Origin of the sequence: Dyella terrae (assembly GCF_004322705.1) — a bacterium.
Lineage (GTDB): Bacteria > Pseudomonadota > Gammaproteobacteria > Xanthomonadales > Rhodanobacteraceae > Dyella_D > Dyella_D terrae.
The window spans coordinates 1,596,796-1,614,647 of sequence record NZ_SIZZ01000001.1 but is presented as its reverse complement, the minus strand read 5'-3'; the positions used below and the strand labels follow the sequence as shown (position 1 = coordinate 1,614,647).

Annotated in this window: 19 protein-coding genes; 12 read left to right on the top strand and 7 right to left on the bottom strand. The window is 64.7% G+C overall.

Features of this window, described 5'->3' with window-relative positions; translation table 11 throughout:
* Positions 1-178 precede the first annotated feature (178 nt).
* The 3 genes from EYV96_RS07260 to EYV96_RS07250 all read left to right on the top strand — a co-directional run bounded on the left by EYV96_RS07260 (position 179) and on the right by EYV96_RS07250 (position 2,831).
* Positions 179-625: a GNAT family N-acetyltransferase gene (locus EYV96_RS07260; protein WP_131150776.1), complete on the top strand. Its 447-nt coding sequence runs from the start codon at positions 179-181 to the stop codon at positions 623-625.
* A gap of 92 nt (positions 626-717) precedes the next feature.
* Positions 718-2,229: a succinyl-CoA:acetate CoA-transferase ScpC gene (gene scpC, locus EYV96_RS07255; protein WP_131150775.1), complete on the top strand. Its 1,512-nt coding sequence runs from the start codon at positions 718-720 to the stop codon at positions 2,227-2,229.
* A gap of 35 nt (positions 2,230-2,264) precedes the next feature.
* The gene (locus tag EYV96_RS07250; protein WP_131150774.1) at positions 2,265-2,831 is read left to right on the top strand and encodes a Maf family protein; all 567 of its coding nucleotides are present in this window, start codon (positions 2,265-2,267) and stop codon (positions 2,829-2,831) included.
* 2 nt (positions 2,832-2,833) lie between these two features.
* Here the strand turns inward: EYV96_RS07250 and EYV96_RS07245 are convergent, their stop codons facing one another.
* A complete protein-coding gene (locus EYV96_RS07245; RefSeq protein WP_131150773.1) occupies positions 2,834-3,643 on the bottom strand; it encodes a CPBP family intramembrane glutamic endopeptidase in 810 nt (269 codons plus the stop codon).
* 193 nt (positions 3,644-3,836) lie between these two features.
* Between EYV96_RS07245 and EYV96_RS07240 the strand changes: the two genes are divergently transcribed.
* Both EYV96_RS07240 and EYV96_RS07235 read left to right on the top strand, forming a co-directional pair.
* Complete coding sequence (locus EYV96_RS07240) at positions 3,837-5,390, top strand: TerC family protein (RefSeq protein ID WP_131150772.1); 1,554 nt, start codon at positions 3,837-3,839, stop codon at positions 5,388-5,390.
* Positions 5,391-5,422: 32 nt separating this feature from the next.
* The gene (locus tag EYV96_RS07235; protein ID WP_131150771.1) at positions 5,423-6,193 is read left to right on the top strand and encodes a class I SAM-dependent methyltransferase; all 771 of its coding nucleotides are present in this window, start codon (positions 5,423-5,425) and stop codon (positions 6,191-6,193) included.
* On the opposite strand, the gene EYV96_RS07230 is transcribed toward EYV96_RS07235, so the two are convergent.
* A complete protein-coding gene (locus EYV96_RS07230; RefSeq protein WP_131150770.1) occupies positions 6,186-6,581 on the bottom strand; it encodes an MAPEG family protein in 396 nt (131 codons plus the stop codon). The genes EYV96_RS07235 and EYV96_RS07230 overlap by 8 nt on opposite strands.
* A 153-nt stretch (positions 6,582-6,734) precedes the next feature.
* Between EYV96_RS07230 and ypfJ the strand changes: the two genes are divergently transcribed.
* Together ypfJ and EYV96_RS07220 are read left to right on the top strand one after the other, a co-directional pair.
* Positions 6,735-7,592, top strand: coding sequence for a KPN_02809 family neutral zinc metallopeptidase (ypfJ, locus tag EYV96_RS07225; protein ID WP_131150769.1), 858 nt, complete (start codon positions 6,735-6,737; stop codon positions 7,590-7,592).
* A gap of 78 nt (positions 7,593-7,670) precedes the next feature.
* Entirely contained in the window at positions 7,671-8,048 is a 378-nt protein-coding gene (locus EYV96_RS07220) for a YkgJ family cysteine cluster protein (protein WP_131150768.1), read from the top strand.
* Positions 8,049-8,100: 52 nt separating this feature from the next.
* Here EYV96_RS07220 and EYV96_RS07215 read toward each other — a convergent pair whose 3' ends face one another.
* Together EYV96_RS07215 and EYV96_RS07210 are read right to left on the bottom strand one after the other, a co-directional pair.
* Positions 8,101-8,904, bottom strand: coding sequence for a dioxygenase family protein (locus EYV96_RS07215; RefSeq protein ID WP_131150767.1), 804 nt, complete (start codon positions 8,902-8,904; stop codon positions 8,101-8,103).
* Positions 8,905-9,063: 159 nt separating this feature from the next.
* Positions 9,064-10,938, bottom strand: coding sequence for a DEAD/DEAH box helicase (locus tag EYV96_RS07210; RefSeq protein WP_131150766.1), 1,875 nt, complete (start codon positions 10,936-10,938; stop codon positions 9,064-9,066).
* Positions 10,939-11,056: 118 nt separating this feature from the next.
* Here EYV96_RS07210 and EYV96_RS07205 point away from each other — a divergent pair, with 118 nt between their 5' ends.
* The 3 genes from EYV96_RS07205 (at position 11,057) to EYV96_RS07195 (ending at position 13,261) form a co-directional block, all read left to right on the top strand.
* A complete protein-coding gene (locus EYV96_RS07205; RefSeq protein WP_131150765.1) occupies positions 11,057-11,806 on the top strand; it encodes an SDR family oxidoreductase in 750 nt (249 codons plus the stop codon).
* A 61-nt stretch (positions 11,807-11,867) separates the two neighbouring features.
* Positions 11,868-12,716 (top strand): S-formylglutathione hydrolase, encoded by an 849-nt coding sequence (gene fghA / locus EYV96_RS07200; RefSeq protein WP_131150764.1) that lies wholly within the window; start codon positions 11,868-11,870, stop codon positions 12,714-12,716.
* Positions 12,713-13,261 (top strand): GNAT family N-acetyltransferase, encoded by a 549-nt coding sequence (locus EYV96_RS07195; protein ID WP_131150763.1) that lies wholly within the window; start codon positions 12,713-12,715, stop codon positions 13,259-13,261. Before fghA ends, EYV96_RS07195 begins: the two co-directional genes overlap by 4 nt.
* Here EYV96_RS07195 and EYV96_RS07190 read toward each other — a convergent pair.
* From EYV96_RS07190 to EYV96_RS07180, 3 genes are all read right to left on the bottom strand, one after another.
* The gene (locus EYV96_RS07190; protein ID WP_165488619.1) at positions 13,228-13,668 is read right to left on the bottom strand and encodes a DoxX family membrane protein; all 441 of its coding nucleotides are present in this window, start codon (positions 13,666-13,668) and stop codon (positions 13,228-13,230) included. The two genes, EYV96_RS07195 and EYV96_RS07190, sit on opposite strands and share 34 nt — an antisense overlap.
* 103 nt (positions 13,669-13,771) lie before the next feature.
* Positions 13,772-15,082 (bottom strand): DEAD/DEAH box helicase, encoded by a 1,311-nt coding sequence (locus tag EYV96_RS07185; protein ID WP_131150761.1) that lies wholly within the window; start codon positions 15,080-15,082, stop codon positions 13,772-13,774.
* Positions 15,083-15,252: 170 nt separating this feature from the next.
* On the bottom strand, positions 15,253-15,909 hold the full coding sequence (locus EYV96_RS07180; protein ID WP_131150760.1) for a class I SAM-dependent methyltransferase: 657 nt from the start codon (positions 15,907-15,909) through the stop codon (positions 15,253-15,255).
* 129 nt (positions 15,910-16,038) lie between these two features.
* Here EYV96_RS07180 and EYV96_RS07175 point away from each other — a divergent pair, with 129 nt between their 5' ends.
* Both EYV96_RS07175 and EYV96_RS07170 read left to right on the top strand, forming a co-directional pair.
* Entirely contained in the window at positions 16,039-17,274 is a 1,236-nt protein-coding gene (locus EYV96_RS07175; protein ID WP_131150759.1) for an MFS transporter, read from the top strand.
* A gap of 44 nt (positions 17,275-17,318) precedes the next feature.
* A complete protein-coding gene (locus tag EYV96_RS07170; RefSeq protein ID WP_131150758.1) occupies positions 17,319-17,804 on the top strand; it encodes an FKBP-type peptidyl-prolyl cis-trans isomerase in 486 nt (161 codons plus the stop codon).
* Positions 17,805-17,852: the final 48 nt, after the last annotated feature.

Below are 17,852 nucleotides of genomic sequence, written 5' to 3'. Positions count from 1 at the left end.
TGACGCATAGGGGGCACCCAACCAGGCCTCCTCGCCTCGGCCGAGGTGTAAACCATGTTCTGGCACAGCTGTCTGCCATGTCTCCAGTCCATACACCTGCCCGACATGACGATTTATGAGGGTTCCGCGGGTCAGGGGAGCGGCTATGCTCGGCTCGATCCCCCACCGGCTCCCGCCCATGCCCATCACCGTCCGCCAAGCCACCATCCACGACCTTGACCTCGTGGCCCCGTTGTTCGACGCCTATCGCCAGTTTTACAAGCAGCCGGGGGATATCGATCGTGCGCGACAGTTCCTGGCGCAACGGTTCCAGCATCATGAATCGGTGATCCTGCTGGCGTTCCACGGCGAGGCACCCGTCGGATTCACCCAGCTCTATCCGGTGTTTTCGTCGGTACGCACGGCGCGCACTTATCTGCTCAACGACCTGTACGTGGCGCCTGAGGCGCGGCGACATGGTGTCGCAGGCGCGCTGCTGGATGCGGCCGAGGCTCATGGTCGTGCGATGGGCGTGGTCGGCCTGTCGCTGTCGACGGCGCATGACAACCTCACCGCGCAGCGGCTCTATGAGTCCAAGGGCTGGGTGCTGGATCTCGAGTTTCGCGAGTACAGCCTCACCCTCTAACCGTCAACACCACCATGGTCGTGGCCGCTGTGAAGCCCGTCGTAACGCCTGCGGGCGTACCATCACCGGATTTTCTGGCTTGAGGTAGAACGATGGAGCAGCGCATTCACCACGCCGGTCTGGGCGCCAAGGTGATGTCGGCGGAACAGGCCGCGGAGTTGATCGATCCGGGCATGACCATCGGCATGAGCGGCTTCACCGGGGCGGGCTATCCCAAGGCTGTCCCGCAGGCTCTGGCCGCGCGCATGACGGCGTCGCACCAGCATGGTGAAGCGTTTCGCGTCCGTGTGCTGACGGGCGCATCGACCGCGCCGGAGCTCGATGGCGCACTGGCCCGCGCGGATGGGATCGATCTGCGTCTGCCGTATCAGTCCGATCCGGAGCTGCGTGGCCGCATCAATCGCGGTGAAATGGATTACATCGACATCCATCTGAGCCATGTCGCGCAGTACGCGTGGTTTGGCCTGTTCGGCAAGCTGGACCTGGCGATCATCGAGGCGACGGCGATCCTGCCTGACGGTCGCCTGGTGCCATCGTCGTCGGTCGGCAACAACAAAACCTGGCTGGACCTCGCCGACAAAGTGATCATCGAGGTCAATCACTGGCAGCCGTCCGAGCTGGACGGCATGCACGACATTTACTACGGCACGGCGTTGCCGCCGCACCGTAAGCCGATTCCGCTGGTGAACCCGGACGATCGCATTGGCGAACCTTACCTTCGCTGCGATCCGGAAAAGGTCATTGCGGTCGTTGAAACGCATGCGCCGGATCGCAACAGCGCATTCGCGCCGGTAGATGAAACCTCGCGTCAGATCGCGGGCCACCTGATCGAATTCTTCCGCCACGAGATCGCGCGCGGTCGCATTCCGCCGGAGTTGCTGCCGCTGCAGTCGGGCGTGGGCAACATCGCCAACGCGGTGCTTGCAGGCTTGCGCGAGGCGGGCTTCAGGGGGCTGACCGCCTTCACCGAAGTGATCCAGGACGGCATGCTCGACTTGCTGGCGCAGGGCGTGTTGAAAGTCGCTTCCGCCACCTCGTTCTCGCTCAGTCCGAAGGGCATCGACCAGTTCCTTGCCGACCTGGAGTTCTTCCGTTCGCGCATCATCCTGCGTACGCAGGAGATATCCAATCATCCGGAACTGGTGCGCCGCCTGGGTTGCATCGCCATGAACGGCATGGTGGAAGCGGACATCTACGGCAACGTCAATTCCACGCATGTCGCGGGCACCAGCATCATCAACGGCATTGGCGGTTCGGGTGACTTCGCCCGCAACGGCTTCATGTCGTGCTTCCTGACGCCAAGCACCGCCAAGCATGGCGCGGTGTCGTGCATTGTGCCGATGGTCAGTCATGTCGATCACACCGAGCATGACGTTTCCATCCTGGTGACCGAGCAAGGACTCGCCGACCTGCGGGGCCTGTCGCCGCGTCAGCGTGCGCATGCGATCATCCGCCACTGTGCCCACCCGGACTATCGCCCGCTGTTGCAGGATTATTTCGATCGCGCCTTCCGCGACAGCAAGGGCAAGCACACGCCGCACCTGCTGGCCGAAGCGCTGTCGTGGCATGAGCGCTTCGTCGAGAAGGGCGACATGCGTCCGTAATGGAAAACCTCCGACCGTTCTGACAAGGATCCCGCATGCTCTATCTCGCCTCGCAGTCGCCGCGTCGTCGCCAGTTGCTGGAGCAGATCGGCATCGCCTTCGAGGCGGTCAACGTGGATGTGCCGGAAGTGCGGTCACCGGACGAATCGCCGGTGCACTACGTCAGTCGCGTCGCGCGTGACAAGGCGCGGGCGGGCATGGCGGGGTTGCCTGCCGACGCCATCGTGCTGAGTGCGGATACCGAGGTGGTGCTCGACGACGAAGTATTCGGCAAGCCGGCCGATGCGGCCGATGCCACCGCGATGCTCAAGCGACTTTCCGGGCGCACGCACGAGACCATCTCGGTGGTCTGGGCAGTTCAGGGCACGCGCGCGGAAAGCGAGGTGTGCGTGTCGCGCGTTCGTTTCGCGTCACTGAGTGACGACGACATCGCCGCGTACGTGGCCAGCGGCGAACCGTTCGGCCGCGCCGGCGCGTATGCGATCCAGGGTCGCGGCGCGACCCTGATCGAGCACCTCGAAGGCAGTTTCACCGGCGTGATGGGTTTGCCCGTGTATGAGACGGCGCGACTGCTGCGCCGTTTCGGCGTCCGTCCGGGCTAACGTCAGCTACCCTGGGTCATCACGAACCAGGACACGACGGCCAGCGCGTTGTTGACGCCGTGCGTCAGCACCGCCGGCCAGATCGAGCCGGACTGAATCCGCAGCCACGCCAGGACGCAGCCGAGCAGCAACAAGTTGGGAATCGCGTACCAGAGGAAGGCCAGGTCGGGCAGGTGCACGCAGGCGAACAGCGCCGCGCTCAGCAGGCCGGCCACCCACATCGAGGTGCGGCGGCTTAGCGCGGACAACAACACGCCACGGAACAGGACTTCTTCCACCAAAGGCCCCAGCGTCACGATCAGCAGGGCCAGCGGAATGCGTATGGCTGGCGATGCGGTCGCCCCCAGTTGCTTAATGTCCTGGCTTACTTCGTGCCCTTGTGCCAGCCACTGCGTGAGCAGTCCGCCGATGAAGGGCAGGGCAAGGCCCGCTGCGAACGCAATGACGAAGTAACCCGTGTGGCGCGGCGCGGCGAAGCCGAAGCCGGGTGGTGCAGACAGTTGCCACATCGAGGGCCACAGCCGGCGTGCCAGCACCAGGGTGATGGCCGCCGAAATCACCAGGGTGAGCATGACCATGACCGCGCTGATGTCAGGGCGGGTCAGCGCCTCGTGAATCCTGGCTTGCACATGGCTGCCGCCATGCACGCCCAGTGTTACCGCCATCACCAGGCCGACGACGGCACCGACAGCGAACTGCAGGACGAAGTAGAAAACGATCAGCCCGAGTGCTGCCCAGATCGACGGGAGCCGAGGCGGTGATGCCGGCGGCGTGCTGGATGTGAAGGCGGAGTCAATACGAAGTGCTTCCATGGCGTGTTCCTGCGGCAGGGCGGCAGCAAAACGCGCCGTCTACCGCCGATGACACGCTAGCCGTCCGCTTCGTCCCGGCGCAATCCTGCCCTTTGGCACGGGTATGCGTGACCGGGACGCACGAAGGGAGCAGGCACAGCCTGTATAGTGGGCAACCTTTTCAGGAGGATGTAGGCGCCAAGGCGTCTGACCCATGTTCGCTTTCGACTGGTTGGCTGACCCGACTGCCTGGGCAGGTCTCCTCACCCTCGTGGTGCTCGAGATTGTGCTGGGTATCGACAATCTTGTTTTCATCGCCATTCTGGCGGACAAGCTCCCGCCGCATCAGCGCGATCGCGCGCGCATCATGGGCCTGAGCCTGGCGCTGTTCATGCGTCTGGCCCTGCTGGGTGCCATGTCCTGGCTGGTCAAACTGACCACGCCCATCCTCACCTGGAACGGCTTCTCGCTTTCCTGGCGCGACATCATTCTGTTGCTGGGCGGCATCTTCCTGTTGTTCAAGGCGACACTGGAGCTGCACGAGCGGCTTGAATCCAGTGACGAACATGAAAACGCCAATCGCGTGCATGCACGATTCTGGCTGGTCGTCACGCAGATCGTCGTACTCGATGCCGTGTTCTCGCTTGACTCGGTGATCACCGCCGTCGGCATGGTCGACCACCTGTCGGTGATGATGATCGCCGTGGTTGTGGCGATGATCCTAATGATCAGTGCGAGCAAGCCGCTGACCAATTTCGTCAGCGCGCGTCCGACGGTGGTGATCCTGTGCCTGTCGTTCCTGCTGATGATCGGTTTCAGCCTGGTGGCCGAGGGCTTCGGTTTCCACATTCCGAAGGGTTACCTGTACGCCGCGATTGGCTTCTCGATCATGATCGAGTTCTTTAACCAGACCATGCGCCGCAACCGCCAGCGCAGCCTGTTCAGCAGTCCGCGCAACCTGCGCGATCGCACGGCACGCGCGGTGCTGAAGCTGCTCGGCGCCGGCGGTGAAGAAGAGGAAGACGTGCCGAAGGCGTCCGCGACGGTGGCAGAAACCGGCATGGCGGTATTCGGCAAGGACGAGCTGGCGATGGTGCAGGGCGTGCTGGATCTGGCGCATCGCCCGGTGCGGTCGATCATGACGCCGCGTCCGGAAATCAGCTGGGTCGATCCGCGCGAAAGTGCCGAGCTGTTGCGCGCGGAAGTCACTTCGTCCACGCATCACTGGTTGCCGGTGGCCGGCGACGATCTGGATCAGCTCATTGGTGTGGCGTCGTCGCGCGATCTGCTTGCGAGCCTGCTCGAACACGGGCGGATCGATGTCGACAACGTCGTGCGCCGGCCCATGACCGTGCTCGAATCGCTCAGTGTCCTGCGCCTGATCGATGAGTTTCGTCGCTCGCCGTTGCAGGTGGCCCTGGTGGTCGACGAGTACGGTAGCGTGCTCGGCCTGGTGACGCCCACCGACGTGCTCGAAGTCATCGCTGGCGAGTTCCCGGATGAGGACAGCGGCGATCCGGCGGCCGTGCAGGAAGCGGACGGCACCTGGCTGATCGATGCCAGCCTGGATCTGCGTCGCGTGGAGCATCTGCTCAATCGCCAGCTCAGCAGCGATGGGAGTTTTTCGACACTGGCCGGCTATGTGCTGCAACAGCTTGGACGCCTGCCGGGCGTGGGCGATCGCCTCGCCAGCGAAGGCCTGGATTTCGAGGTGGTTGCCATGGACGGTGCACGTATCGAGCGCTTGAAGGTGAACATCGTCGACTGATCGGGCAACCTGATGCCATCACGGGGAAACGCATGCTGATCGATTTCGGCAAGACTGCCAGTGATTACGCCCGCCACCGCATGGGTTTTCCCGAGGCATTTTTCCAGCACCTGTTCCAGGAGGGGTTGGCCCATCCGGGTGAGGTTGCCCTCGACATTGGCACCGGTACAGGCGTGGTGGCGCGTGGTCTGGCGCTGCGCGGCCTGGCGGTCACCGGTCTCGATCCCTCTGCCGCGTTGCTCGGACAGGCAACCGAACTCGACCGCGCGGCAGGTGTGCAGGTGCGCCATGTGCAGGCCAGGGTGGAAGAGGCGATGCTGCCGGACGCCAGCTTTGACCTGGTGACGGCCGGACAGTGCTGGCACTGGTTCGATCGTCCGGCCGCCGCTGCTCGCGTGCGGCAATGGTTGCGACCCGGCGGTCGGCTCGTGATTGCGCATTTCGACTGGTTGCCGCTGGCCGGCAACATGGTCGAAGCCACCGAGACGCTCATCAAGGCCTATAACCCGGCCTGGGCCCAGGCCGATGGCACGGGACTGTATCCCGCGTGGCTGCGCGACGTGCAGGAGGCGGGGCTGGGCGACATCCGCACCTTTTCCTTCGACGTGAGCGTGCCCTACAGCCACGAAGACTGGCGCGGTCGCATTCGTGCCAGCGCGGGGGTGGGTGCTTCGTTGGATCCCGCAAACGTTGCGCGTTTCGATGCCGAACTTGGCGAAATCCTTGCCAGCCGCTTTCCCGCCGACCCGATGCATGTGCCGCACCGGGTTTGGGTCGTCAGCGCGGTCGCGCCGCTCAGCTGACGGCGATCACGCGCACCAGGCCGATGATGGCCAGGATAAGCATGATCAGCCACGCTGCGCTGGAGAGCACGAATCCACCCTCGCGCCTGGCCGGATCCTTCAGGTAGCCGGCGGCATACCAGATGCGTCCGACGATCCACACCAGCCCAAGCAGGCCGGCCCACAGCGGCGCGCTGTAGGTCGAGGCGAGCCACAGGGTGGGCAGGAACATCACGGTGGATTCGATCGTATTGAGCTGCACGCGGTAGGCACGTTCGAACGACGGATGCCCCGCCGTGGCTGGCGCCTTGATGCCGTGCTTCATGCGGGCGCGACCGACCACCCAGGTGGTGCCGAACAGCAGCAGGATGGTCAGCACGGCAACGATGGCGGGAAGGTGTTGGACCATGAGGCTGGGTTCCGTTGGAGTAGCGCCCACTGTAGTGGACGCCGCGAAGGAAGTGATGACGCGGTGAACGCATTCGCGAGCCTGACATCACCTCTTCACGCGCGCGGCTGGCGGGTTTATCGTCCGGGTTCCCAGGTATAGGCGAGACCACCCATGGACTGGCAGAAAGGCGAACGCAGTCAGAACGTCGAAGTCGACAGTGGTGGTGGCGGGCGCCGTTTTGGTGGTGGCCGCGGCATGGGCATCGGCGGCATCGTCATCCTGGCCATTCTCGGCCTGGTCTTCTTCAAGGATCCGACGGCGCTGCTGACCAATGTCGACACGGGCAGCGGGCAAGCCGCACAGACCGGTGAGCCGGTACAGGTCGATCCGCAGCAAAAGGAATTCGTCAGCGCGGTGCTCGGCTCCACTGAGAAGACCTGGACGGATATCTTTGCGGAGAATGGTCGCCAGTACACGGACCCAACGCTGGTGCTGTTCAGTGGCGGCGTGAACACCGCTTGCGGCGCGGCATCGACAGCCGTCGGGCCGTTCTATTGCCCGGGTGACCAGAAGGTCTACCTGGACCTGGCGTTCTTCCAGGAACTGCAGGATCGATTCCGCGCCTCCGGCGATTTTGCCCGGGCCTATGTCATTGCCCACGAGGTCGGACATCACGTGCAGAACCTGCTTGGCGTGTTCAATCAGGTCGAGCAGGCGCGCCGTCGCGGTGCCGCGATGGAGGGCGCTGACGGCCTCTCGGTGCGCCAGGAGCTGCAGGCCGACTGCTTCGCCGGCGTCTGGGCCAATCGCACGCAGCAGCGCCTGCAGTGGCTGCAGGCGGGCGATATCGAGAGTGCGCTGAACGCCGCCAGCAAGATCGGCGACGACGCGCTCCAGCAGCAGGCGCAGGGCCGGGTCGTGCCGGATTCCTTCACGCACGGCACGTCCGAGCAGCGGGTGAAGTGGTTCAAGGCGGGCTTCGACAGCGGGCGGGTCGATGCCTGCAACACCTTCCGCGGCACCCCCTGACCGGCAGATGCGCGTCCCCCGGGACGCGCTCTAGAATGCGCGCGCCGCGTGCCTTGGGGTGCGCTATTCCGTCGGACTATGGCTCATCCGTGCCTGCGCTGTGGCGCCTGCTGCGCCCACTTTCGTGTTGCCTTCCATTGGTCCGAAGCCGACCCGTTCATGGGCGGCGTCGTGCCTCCTGATCTCACCGAAAAACTGGACCCGCACCGCCTGGTCATGCGTGGAACGCAGGCGCGCCAGCCGCGCTGCGTGGCCCTGCAGGGGACGGTAGGCAAAGACGGGAACTGCGGCGTGTACGAGCGGCGTCCTTCGGTATGCCGGGAGGTTGAGCCCGCCTGGGAGTTTGGGCGGGCCAGCGCGCAGTGTGACAAAGCGAGGGTGGCGCACGGGCTGGCGCCGTTGACCCCGGAGGACTGGGTGGATCCGTCGCACTCCGGGGCGCCACAGGCGGCCTGAGCATCGCGTGGTTGCGAGAGGGCCGTCATGAAGAAGCGCGGCGCCTCAGGCGTTACGGGGCGCCTGCGCCAACCCCGTCAAACCGATAGATATCCATCGCCAGAAAGCCCAGGTCGATGCCTGCGTCGATGCGCTCCGCATGGGCACCTTCACCGGCCGCGCCCAACGCTACGTACAACGGCAGGAAGTGCTCATCCGTCGGATGCGCACGCTCGGCGAAAGGAGCCTGGCGCCGGTAGTCGAGCAGCGCATTCACCTCGCCACGGGCCAGTTTCTCCTCCACCCAGCCAATGAACGGCCGTACATAGGGCGCTTCGCGTTCGTCGCTGTAACCCTGCCGGAAATCGTGCAGGTTATGCGTGATGCTCCCCGAGCCGATGACCAGCACACCTTCCTCACGCAGCGGCGCCAGGGCGCGGCCCACCGCGTACTGATGGGCGGGCCCCAGGTTGGGCTGGATCGATAGCGGCACGACGGGGATGTCGGCATCCGGATAAAGCAGGCGCAGGGGCACCCAGGCACCGTGATCGAGGCCGTGCTGCGGATCGAGTGCGGGCTTCAGTCCTGCCCCGTCGAGCAGGCGACAGACGCGTTCGGCCAGTGCTGGCTCGCCGGGCGCCGGGTATTGGATATCGAACAGCTCGCGCGGAAAACCATAGAAATCGTGCACCGTTTCCGGTCTGGCCGCGCCACCGACAGACGGCTGATGGGCCAGCCAGTGCGCCGTGGCAATCACGATGGCCTTCGGCTTCGGCATGGCGCGCGCCAGCTCGGCCAGGCGCTCGCCGACCTGTCCGGGATGCAGCGCCGTCATCGGCGAACCGTGGGAGATGTAGAGGGAAGGAAGCATGTTCATGCCCCTATGGTGGGGGAGCGTCGGCTTCAAATCATCGGTGTGGCGGGGAACGGAGCGTTGCGCGCCGGAAACAGTGTTCGCCGACCAGGGTGCAGAAAGCGAAAAACCAGCAGGGGCAGGGCCCTTGCTGGCTTTTCGTGATGTCACATCGTGCGGTTATCAGCGCTTCTTGAACGGCTTCTTCCCGTGGCCTCCCTGGCCCTTGAAGCCACCCGGACGATAGCCGCCCGGCTTGCGCTTCGGGGCGAAATCGCCACCGCCGCTGCTGCCGGTATCGGTTTCGACACCGTCCCATTCCTTGATGCGCAGCTGCTGCTGACTGACCCACACCTTTTTCAGGTGTTCGAAGACTTCCTTGGGCATGCCATCGGGAAGGTCAACCAGACTGTAGTCACCGCGAATGCTCAGGCGGCCGATGAACTGGCTTTCCAGGCCCGCTTCGTTGGCAATGGCGCCGACGATGTTGCCGGGCTTCACGCCGTGCTCGTGGCCAACTTCGATGCGATAGGTGCGCTTGCCTTCTTCCGTGCTGTGCGGGCGTACCGGACGCGAGAAGGATTCACGCGGACCGTGTTCGCGGTCGCCGTGGCGCGGCTCGCGCGGGGGGCGGTCACGGCCGTCACGGTTATCGCGGCTGTCGCGGTCGAGGGAGCGGCGATCTTCGCGTTCGCGCGGCTGGTACTCGCGCTTCGGCGGCGGCGTCAGCAGCAGCGGCTGGTCGCCCTGCGAAATGCGCGCCAGTGCAGCGGCAATCTCGATCGCGGGGATGTTGTGTTCCTGCTCGTACTGCTCGATCAGCTGCTGGAAGAATTCCAGCTCGCCGACGGCCAGGGTGTCGCTGATGCGCTGCTTGAACTTGGCGATACGCACGTCGTTGACGGCTTCCACCGTCGGCAGCTTCATCTCTTCGATGGGCTGGCGGGTGGCGCGTTCGATGGCGCGCAGCATGCCCTTTTCGCGCGGCGTGACGAACAGGATCGCTTCGCCACTGCGGCCGGCACGACCGGTACGGCCAATGCGATGCACGTAGCTTTCCGTGTCGTACGGAATGTCGTAATTCATGACGTGGCTGATGCGTTCCACGTCGAGGCCACGCGCCGCCACGTCGGTGGCAACGAGGATGTCGAGCTTGCCGTCCTTGAGCTGCTGGATGACGCGCTCACGCTGTGCCTGGGCGATGTCGCCATTGATGGCGGCAGCAGCGAGGCCGCGCGCCTGAAGCTTCTCGGCGAGTTCTTCGGTGGCCTGCTTGGTACGCGCGAAGATGATCATCGCGTCGAACGGCTCGGCTTCGAGGATGCGCGTCATTGCGTCGAGCTTATGCAGCCCGCTCACGAACCAGTAACGCTGGCGGATGTTGGTGTTGGTCGTGGTCGCCGTCTTGATGGTGACTTCGACTGGATTCTTAAGGTGCTGCTGCGCGATCTTGCGGATCGGTGCCGGCATCGTCGCGGAGAACAGCGCGACCTGACGTTCCGGCGGCGTCGCCTGGAGCACTTTCTCGACGTCGTCGATGAAGCCCATGCGCAGCATTTCGTCGGCTTCGTCGAGCACGAGGAAGCGCAGTTCGGACAGATCGAGCGTGCCACGATCAAGGTGATCGATCACGCGGCCGGGCGTGCCGACCACGATCTGCACGCCACGCTTGAGCGCGTGCAACTGCGGGCCGTAACTCTGGCCGCCGTAAATCGGCAGCACCTGCAGACCCGGCATGTGAGCGGCGTAGCGCTGGAAGGCCTCAGCCACCTGAATGGCGAGTTCGCGCGTCGGTGCCAGCACCAGCGCCTGAGGCTTGCCGGGCTTAAGGTCGATGCGCGAAAGGATCGGCAGCGCGAAGGCCGCCGTCTTGCCGGTACCGGTCTGGGCCTGGCCCAGCACATCGCGGCCTTCGAGCAGGGGCGGAATGGTGGCCGCCTGAATGGGAGACGGCGACTCGTAGCCAACGTCGGACAGCGCGCGTTGCACCTCTGGGGTGAGCGCAAGCGCGGCAAAGCCGGCGACTGCCGGTGCGGAATCGGAAGACGGGGAGGACATGGGAACCTCGACATGGCATGCACGGCGGCATGCAGGAGAATGTTCGCATTGTAGCAGGCTCACCTCGCCTGGACCGCGCTTTAAAGCGGCTCAGACTCAATTATTTCAAGGATTTCGTATGCAAAAGCCCTTAGCTGGCCGGGTGGCCATGGTCACCGGAGCATCGTCGGGTATTGGTGAAGCCACTGCATTGGCCCTGGCCGAGGCGGGTGCCCGGGTCGCCATCGTGGCGCGCCGCCGGGACCGCTTGGAGGCCCTGGCCGGCAAACTTGAGGCACTGGGAGCTGAACCGCTGGTGCTGGCCGCCGATCTGTCGTCGGTGGACGAGTCGCAGCGCGTGGTTCATGAAACGGAATCGCGATTCGGTCGGCTGGACATCCTGGTGAACAACGCCGGCGTCATGTACCTGGAGCCGGTGGCCGAAGCCGACCTGGATCGCTGGCAACACATGCTCCAGCTCAATGTGATGAGCCTGATCGCCTCGTCGCAAGCGGCCTTGCCCGGCATGCGTGATCGCCACGATGGCCATATCGTGAATATCTCGTCGACGGCAGGGCGAGTGGCCAATCCCAATGGCGCTGCGTATTCGGCGACCAAGTTCGGCGTGGTGGCGTTCTCCGAAGCGCTGCGTCGCGAGGAGTACATGCACAACATCCGCGTCACGGTGATCGAGCCCGGCGTGGTGGAAACCGAACTGCGCGATCATATCGGCCACGAAGCCGTGCAGAAGTCGATCAACAGCTGGGCCGAAAGCATGCGTCAGCTGCAAAGTCGCGATATCGCCGAAACCATCCTGTTCTGCGTGACGCGTCCTTCGCACGTCAACATCAACGAAGTGCTCTTGCGCCCGACGGACCAGGAACGCTAACCGGGGTGCCGCACGAGGCGTGACGCGACTATGATCGCGATGTGCAGACAGGGAGCCCCGCATGACCACGCTTGAAACGATTTCCGAACAGCGCTGCTTCGATGGCACGCAGGGCTTCTATCGACACGACTCGCTGGCCTGCGGCGGCGCCATGCGTTTCGCTGTCTATCTGCCCGCGCAAGCGCAGATCGCGCCGGTGCCGGTGCTGTACTTCCTTGCGGGCCTGACCTGCACGGAAGAAACGGCGACGATCAAAGCCGGTGCGCAGCAGCTCGCATCCGAGCTTGGCATGGCGTTGGTCATGCCCGACACGAGCCCGCGCGATACGGGTTTCGAAGGCGCTACGGGTGATTGGGAATTCGGTGAAGGCGCGGGCTTTTACGTCGACGCGACCGTCGCGCCGTGGGCCTCGCGTTTTCGCATGTACAGCTATGTCGTGGACGAACTTCCCGCATTCCTTGCGACGCACTTCCCGGTCGATACGACACGCGCTTCGATCTGCGGCCACTCCATGGGCGGTCATGGCGCGCTCACCATTGCGCTGAAAAACCCGGGACGCTATCGCTCCGTTTCCGCCTTCGCCCCCATTGTGGCTCCCACCCAGGTGCCGTGGGGGCGCAAGGCCCTGCCGCGCTACCTTGGTGACAACACCGCGCGCTGGGCCGAATACGACGCGTGCGAGCTGGTGCGGCTGCATAACTTTCCGGGCAGCATCCTGATCGACCAGGGAGAAGCGGACCGCTTTCTCACGGAGCAATTGCGACCTGAATTGTTCGACCAGGCCTGCGCGGAGTCGGGGCAGTCGCTGCTGCTGCGCCGTCATCCCGGTTACGACCACAGCTATTACTTCATCGCCAGTTTCATCGACGACCATTTGCGGCATCACGCGCAGGCGCTGGGACTGGCGTGATTGCCCCACGCCTGCTGACATCGCGATCGGTGCTGCGACTGATCGACCGCGACGATGCAAAGCGGCTCCTGCGTTTTCGCGTAGAGAATCGTGAGCACCTTGCTCCGTGGGAGCCACTAAGGGAAGCCTGGTACTTCACGCAGGAGCAGTGCCTGCAATACATCGGGGAAGCGCGCGAGGCGATCCGCCTTGATCGTGCGTACCCGTTCCTGATCCTTGATCCTGCCGAGGAGCACATCCTGGGGACCTTCACGTTTTCCAACGTGGTCCGCGGAGCGTTCCAGGCCTGCCATCTCGGTTACGCGATGGGGGCCAGCAACGAAGGCAGCGGCCTGATGAAAGAGTCGCTGGTCGAAGGCCTGGCGTGGGCATTCGGTTCGTTGGGGCTGCATCGCGTCATGGCGAACTACATCCCGCGCAACGAGCGCAGCGCAGGTTTGCTGCGCGCGCTCGGTTTCGAACGGGAAGGCCTGGCGCGGGCGTACCTGCTGATTGCAGGACGCTGGGAAGATCACGTGCTGACGGCGCTGATCCGTCCGGACTGAGCGGCGCGCCGGCGAGCGGGGTTGGCCTGAAACAGGTCGACATACGCATCGCGTCGCTGCCATGCGAGCAGCAGATGCACGATAAGCACGGCGAGACCCGGGCCCAGCAGGTGATGCTCCGTCGCGTGGTAGCTGAAGATCACAACGGTTGGCGCGGCGAGGATAACCAGGCCCAGGGCCGCGAAGCGGTTGAACAGCACCGTCAGGCCACCGATCAGGTACACCACGCCAAGCACGGGCAGGATGAAGCCGCTGCCGACCAGTCCTTGCATGAGGGCCTGCGTTTGCGGCGTCACCGGCGCGGGTGGCTGCCAGAAATGCAGCAGGTCGTTGAGGCCCGAGAAGACGAACAGCGCGCCGAAGGCGAGCCGCAGCACCACCATCAGCCAGTAGAACATCGCTTGCATGACATCACTCCGATACGACGAGCGACGCATGATCGGGAAACCCCGCGGGGTTTCCCATTCCTCGCATCGGCTAGGACTTTGGCTCTAGCCGAATAGTCACGCCTCAGGCCTTGGCGGCCGGACGGCGACGCGGGCGACGCTTGCGATTGCCTTCGCTGGCACGCTCGCCGCCGTTCTGCTGGACGTGGCCATGCGGACGGTGCGTCGGGTTCGGGCGCGGGGGGCGTGCCTGACGCTGGCCCTGCACGGGGCGCGGCGCGCCGGCATCCAGGCGTAGCGGATGCGACGGCTCGAAACCCGCGACGCTGGCAATCTCGATGTCCTGCTTGAGCAGTCGACGGATATCGCGCAGCAGGCCCGATTCCTCGTGGCTCACCAACGACACGGCCAGGCCTTCGGCACCGGCGCGACCCGTGCGGCCGATGCGGTGCACGTAGTCCTCGGCGACCATCGGCAGGTCGAAGTTGATCACGATCGGCAGCTGGTCGATGTCGATGCCGCGGGCGGCAATGTCCGTCGCCACCAGCACCGTCACGCGGCCGGTCTTGAAGTCGCTGAGTGCGCGCGTGCGGGCATTCTGGCTCTTGTTGCCGTGGATGGCGGCGGCACGCATGCCGGCCGATTCCAGGTAGCGCACCAGTTTGTCGGCACCGTGCTTGGTGCGGCTGAAGACGAGCGTCTGGCGACGGCTGTCCTGCGACAGGACGTGCAGCAGCAGGTCACGCTTGCGCGAGGCATCCACCGGATGCACATGGTGGCTGACCGTGTTGGCAACCGTGTTGGGCGGCGTCACCGACACTTCCTGCGGGTTCTGCATGAACTGCAGCGCGAGGGCCTTGATCGGCGGCGCGAACGTGGCCGAGAACAGCAGTGTCTGACGCTGGCGCGGCAGGGCGCTGAGAATGCGCTTGAGCGCCGGCAGGAAGCCCATGTCGAGCATGCGGTCGGCTTCGTCCAGCACGAGCACTTCCACGCCCGACAGGTCGATCGTGCGCTGCTGCATGTGGTCGATCAGGCGACCCGGGGTGGCGATGACAATATCCACGCCACGACGCAGCACCTGCATCTGCGGACCCATGCTGACGCCGCCAAAGATGGTGGCGCTGCTGATACGCAGGTGCTTGCCGTAGTCGCGCAGGTTGTCATGCACCTGGGCGGCTAGCTCGCGCGTGGGCGTCAGGACCAGTGCACGCGGGCGACGCGTCTGCGTCTCGCGGCCGGTCGACAGCTTCTGCAGCAGGGGCAGGGCGAAGGCGGCGGTCTTGCCGGTGCCGGTCTGAGCGGCAGCCAGCAGGTCATGGCCCTGCAGGACCACCGGAATGGCGCCGGCCTGAATAGGGGTGGGGTTTGCGTAGCCTTGTTCGGCGAGCGCACGCAACAGCGCGGGCGCAAGGCCCAGCGATTCGAAAGACATGGTTGCTCCAGAGCGCAACCCGGGACGATGTCGAACCGCGTTGCAGTGTTCAGTGGGGGAGGGTTCGGGGAGACCGAAGCAGGCAAGTCTAGCACGTCTGCGCGACAGCTGCCTCTCTTTCCGCAGTCGAACCTGAACGGATGGGCGGCCGGGGTCCGCGCAGCGTCACATTATCCCGGTCGCTTCGCCACGATCAGGTAGCTGTTGAATGGCGTCGCGCCATACATGGGCTGGGTGTTCACCTGGAGCCCGAGGGCGCGCAGTGGCCCGCACAGCTCGGCATGGTCCGGGTAATGCTTCACGCCGCCGCGGATCAGGCCGCTGGCGCGCAGCCACCATTCTTCGGCGCACGTCACCTGGAAGCGCCAGTTGTCTTCGCGAAGGACCGTGCGAATGATCAGCGAGCCGCCTGGCGCAACGCGTGTTGCCGCCGCCGACAGCAGGGCTTGCTGGTCATCGCGGCCGAGGTAGTGGGCGACGTCGATCAGGGCGACATGGCCGCGAAGGTCAGGCAGCGTGCCGGCGTCGCCGATGCGCAGGTCCAGGAGTTCGGACAGGCCGGCGCGGATGGCCGCCGTACGCCCGGCGCCGATCTTGCGCTCGTCATGATCCATGCCGACATAGCCGCGCAAGGCGCCCTTCGCGTGCAGGTACATGCCGAGGAGGCCGATGCCGCAGCCGATGTCCAGCAAGGGAAGCGCGCTGCCGGTCATGGCGTCGGCGGTTGCGGCGTAAGCCGGATCGGAGGCCAGTTTTCCACGCACGTAGCCGCGCTGGAAATGACCGTCATAGAAATTCGCGATGCGCTGGCGGGTGAGACGATCCATCGTCCTCGGTCTTCAGGCGAAACAGGCGGTGAGCCTAGCCGTCCAGATGTGAACTGCCAATCTGTGGTCTTGCGCTGGCCGTGCCCGATGGTGTCTTGTACCCGATACCTGTCACGGAATCGATTGCCCATGTCGCTGCTGTCGCCGTTGAAGGAACTTGACCGAACCCAGCGCCACACGGTCCTGGCCAGCTTCCTGGGATGGACCCTGGATGCGTTCGATTACTTCCTGCTGACGTTCGTGATCGTCGCCGTGTCGAAGGAATTCGGCGTCGAGAAAGGCGAGGTCATCTTCGGCCTGTTCCTGACCCTGGCAGCCCGGCCGCTGGGTGCGCTGCTTTTCGGGCGACTGGCTGATCGCTATGGGCGACGGCCAATTCTCATGCTCGACGTCGTGCTTTTTTCACTGTTCGAGCTCGCCACGGCCTTTGCCCCGACGCTGGGCGTGTTCCTCGTGCTGCGCTTTCTTTTCGGCGTTGCGATGGGTGGCGAGTGGGGCCTGGGCGCCTCGCTGGCGATGGAGTCGATTCCACCCAAAGCGCGCGGCCTCGTATCCGGTCTGCTGCAAAGCGGTTACCCGTGCGGCTTTTTCCTCGGTGCGCTGGTGAACTGGCTGCTGATCGACCACATCGGCTGGCGCGGCCTGTTCATCGTTGGTGCGTTGCCAGCGCTGCTCGTGCTCTACATCCGCCGCACGGTGCCGGAATCGCCCGTGTGGGAGGCGGCCAAAACCGATCGTCGCGGCTGGCGCGAGGACATGAGGGGGCACTGGAAACTGGCGTTTTACCTGGTCCTGCTGATGGCGGCATTCAACATGTTCAGCCATGGCTCCCAGGACCTGTACCACACCTTCGAGGAGGAGACCCTGCACCTGCCGACGGGTTCGGGCGCCGCGTTCATGCTGGTGGCCCTGCTCAACCTGGGTGCCATGGTGGGTGGCCTGTTCTTCGGCTCCTGGTCCGAGCGCATCGGCCGTCGCCGCGCCATGATCACCGCGGCGCTGCTGGCGATTCCGGTGATCCCGCTGTGGATGTACGGCCCGTCCTTGCTGTGGCTGGCCGTCGGCGCCTTCCTGATCCAGGTGATGGTGCAGGGCGCCTGGGGTGTCGTTCCCACGCACCTGAACGAGCTGTCGCCGGACGCTGTGCGCGGGACCTTGCCGGGCGTGGCATACCAGCTGGGGAACCTGCTGGCGGCCTACACGGCCAACGCCCAGAACCTGATAGCCGGCTGGCATGGGGGTGATCTGGCCTTCGCCATGAGCGCCTGGATCGCCGCGATTGCCCTGATCCTGGCCCTGCTGGTCTGGCTGGGGCCGGAGGCCCATGGGGTGGGCTTTGGACGCCATCGGGCGGCGCGGGAGTGAGGCTGCTAGAATCCCCGCTTTAGCTCACTTGAACGAGACAGGCAATGAAGGCTGGGAAGGACAAGGTCATCTCGCTGCATTACACCCTTACGGTGGATGGCGAGAAAGTGGAAAGCTCGCTCGATCGCAACGAGCCGCTGTGGATTCTGCTGGGCCATGGCCAGCTCATTCCCGGCCTCGAGAAGGCGCTCGAAGACAAGGAAGCCGGTGACAACCTGCAGGCTGAAATCGCGCCGGTTGACGGCTACGGCGAACGCCAGGAAGGCATGATCCAGCGCGTGCCGAAGAAGTATTTCCAGAATGGCGCGAAGCTGAAGCCGGGCATGACGACGGTGCTGGCGCTGAAGGAAGGCGGCCACCGCGTCGTGGTGGTGCACAAGGTCGGCATGAGCACCATCGACGTGGATCTGAACCACCCGATGGCCGGCAAGACCCTGCACTTCGACGTCACCATCAACGAAGTGCGTGACGGCACCGAAGAAGAGATCCAGCACGGCCACGCGCATCCGCCGGGCGCTGAAGCGCACTGAGCGTTTCGGTCATCGTGCAAAAAAACGGCGCCTCAGGGGCGCCGTTTT

Bases quoted from the DNA above. Each gene is read 5' to 3' on its own strand.
- EYV96_RS07260 (WP_131150776.1), top strand. From the start codon at position 179: ATGCCCATCACCGTCCGCCAAGCCACCATCCACGACCTTGACCTCGTG.
- scpC (WP_131150775.1), top strand. From the start codon at position 718: ATGGAGCAGCGCATTCACCACGCCGGTCTGGGCGCCAAGGTGATGTCG.
- EYV96_RS07250 (WP_131150774.1), top strand. From the start codon at position 2,265: ATGCTCTATCTCGCCTCGCAGTCGCCGCGTCGTCGCCAGTTGCTGGAG.
- EYV96_RS07245 (WP_131150773.1), bottom strand. From the start codon at position 3,643: ATGGAAGCACTTCGTATTGACTCCGCCTTCACATCCAGCACGCCGCCG.
- EYV96_RS07240 (WP_131150772.1), top strand. From the start codon at position 3,837: ATGTTCGCTTTCGACTGGTTGGCTGACCCGACTGCCTGGGCAGGTCTC.
- EYV96_RS07235 (WP_131150771.1), top strand. From the start codon at position 5,423: ATGCTGATCGATTTCGGCAAGACTGCCAGTGATTACGCCCGCCACCGC.
- EYV96_RS07230 (WP_131150770.1), bottom strand. From the start codon at position 6,581: ATGGTCCAACACCTTCCCGCCATCGTTGCCGTGCTGACCATCCTGCTG.
- ypfJ (WP_131150769.1), top strand. From the start codon at position 6,735: ATGGACTGGCAGAAAGGCGAACGCAGTCAGAACGTCGAAGTCGACAGT.
- EYV96_RS07220 (WP_131150768.1), top strand. From the start codon at position 7,671: ATGGCTCATCCGTGCCTGCGCTGTGGCGCCTGCTGCGCCCACTTTCGT.
- EYV96_RS07215 (WP_131150767.1), bottom strand. From the start codon at position 8,904: ATGAACATGCTTCCTTCCCTCTACATCTCCCACGGTTCGCCGATGACG.
- EYV96_RS07210 (WP_131150766.1), bottom strand. From the start codon at position 10,938: ATGTCCTCCCCGTCTTCCGATTCCGCACCGGCAGTCGCCGGCTTTGCC.
- EYV96_RS07205 (WP_131150765.1), top strand. From the start codon at position 11,057: ATGCAAAAGCCCTTAGCTGGCCGGGTGGCCATGGTCACCGGAGCATCG.
- fghA (WP_131150764.1), top strand. From the start codon at position 11,868: ATGACCACGCTTGAAACGATTTCCGAACAGCGCTGCTTCGATGGCACG.
- EYV96_RS07190 (WP_165488619.1), bottom strand. From the start codon at position 13,668: ATGCAAGCGATGTTCTACTGGCTGATGGTGGTGCTGCGGCTCGCCTTC.
- EYV96_RS07185 (WP_131150761.1), bottom strand. From the start codon at position 15,082: ATGTCTTTCGAATCGCTGGGCCTTGCGCCCGCGCTGTTGCGTGCGCTC.
- EYV96_RS07180 (WP_131150760.1), bottom strand. From the start codon at position 15,909: ATGGATCGTCTCACCCGCCAGCGCATCGCGAATTTCTATGACGGTCAT.
- EYV96_RS07175 (WP_131150759.1), top strand. From the start codon at position 16,039: ATGTCGCTGCTGTCGCCGTTGAAGGAACTTGACCGAACCCAGCGCCAC.
- EYV96_RS07170 (WP_131150758.1), top strand. From the start codon at position 17,319: ATGAAGGCTGGGAAGGACAAGGTCATCTCGCTGCATTACACCCTTACG.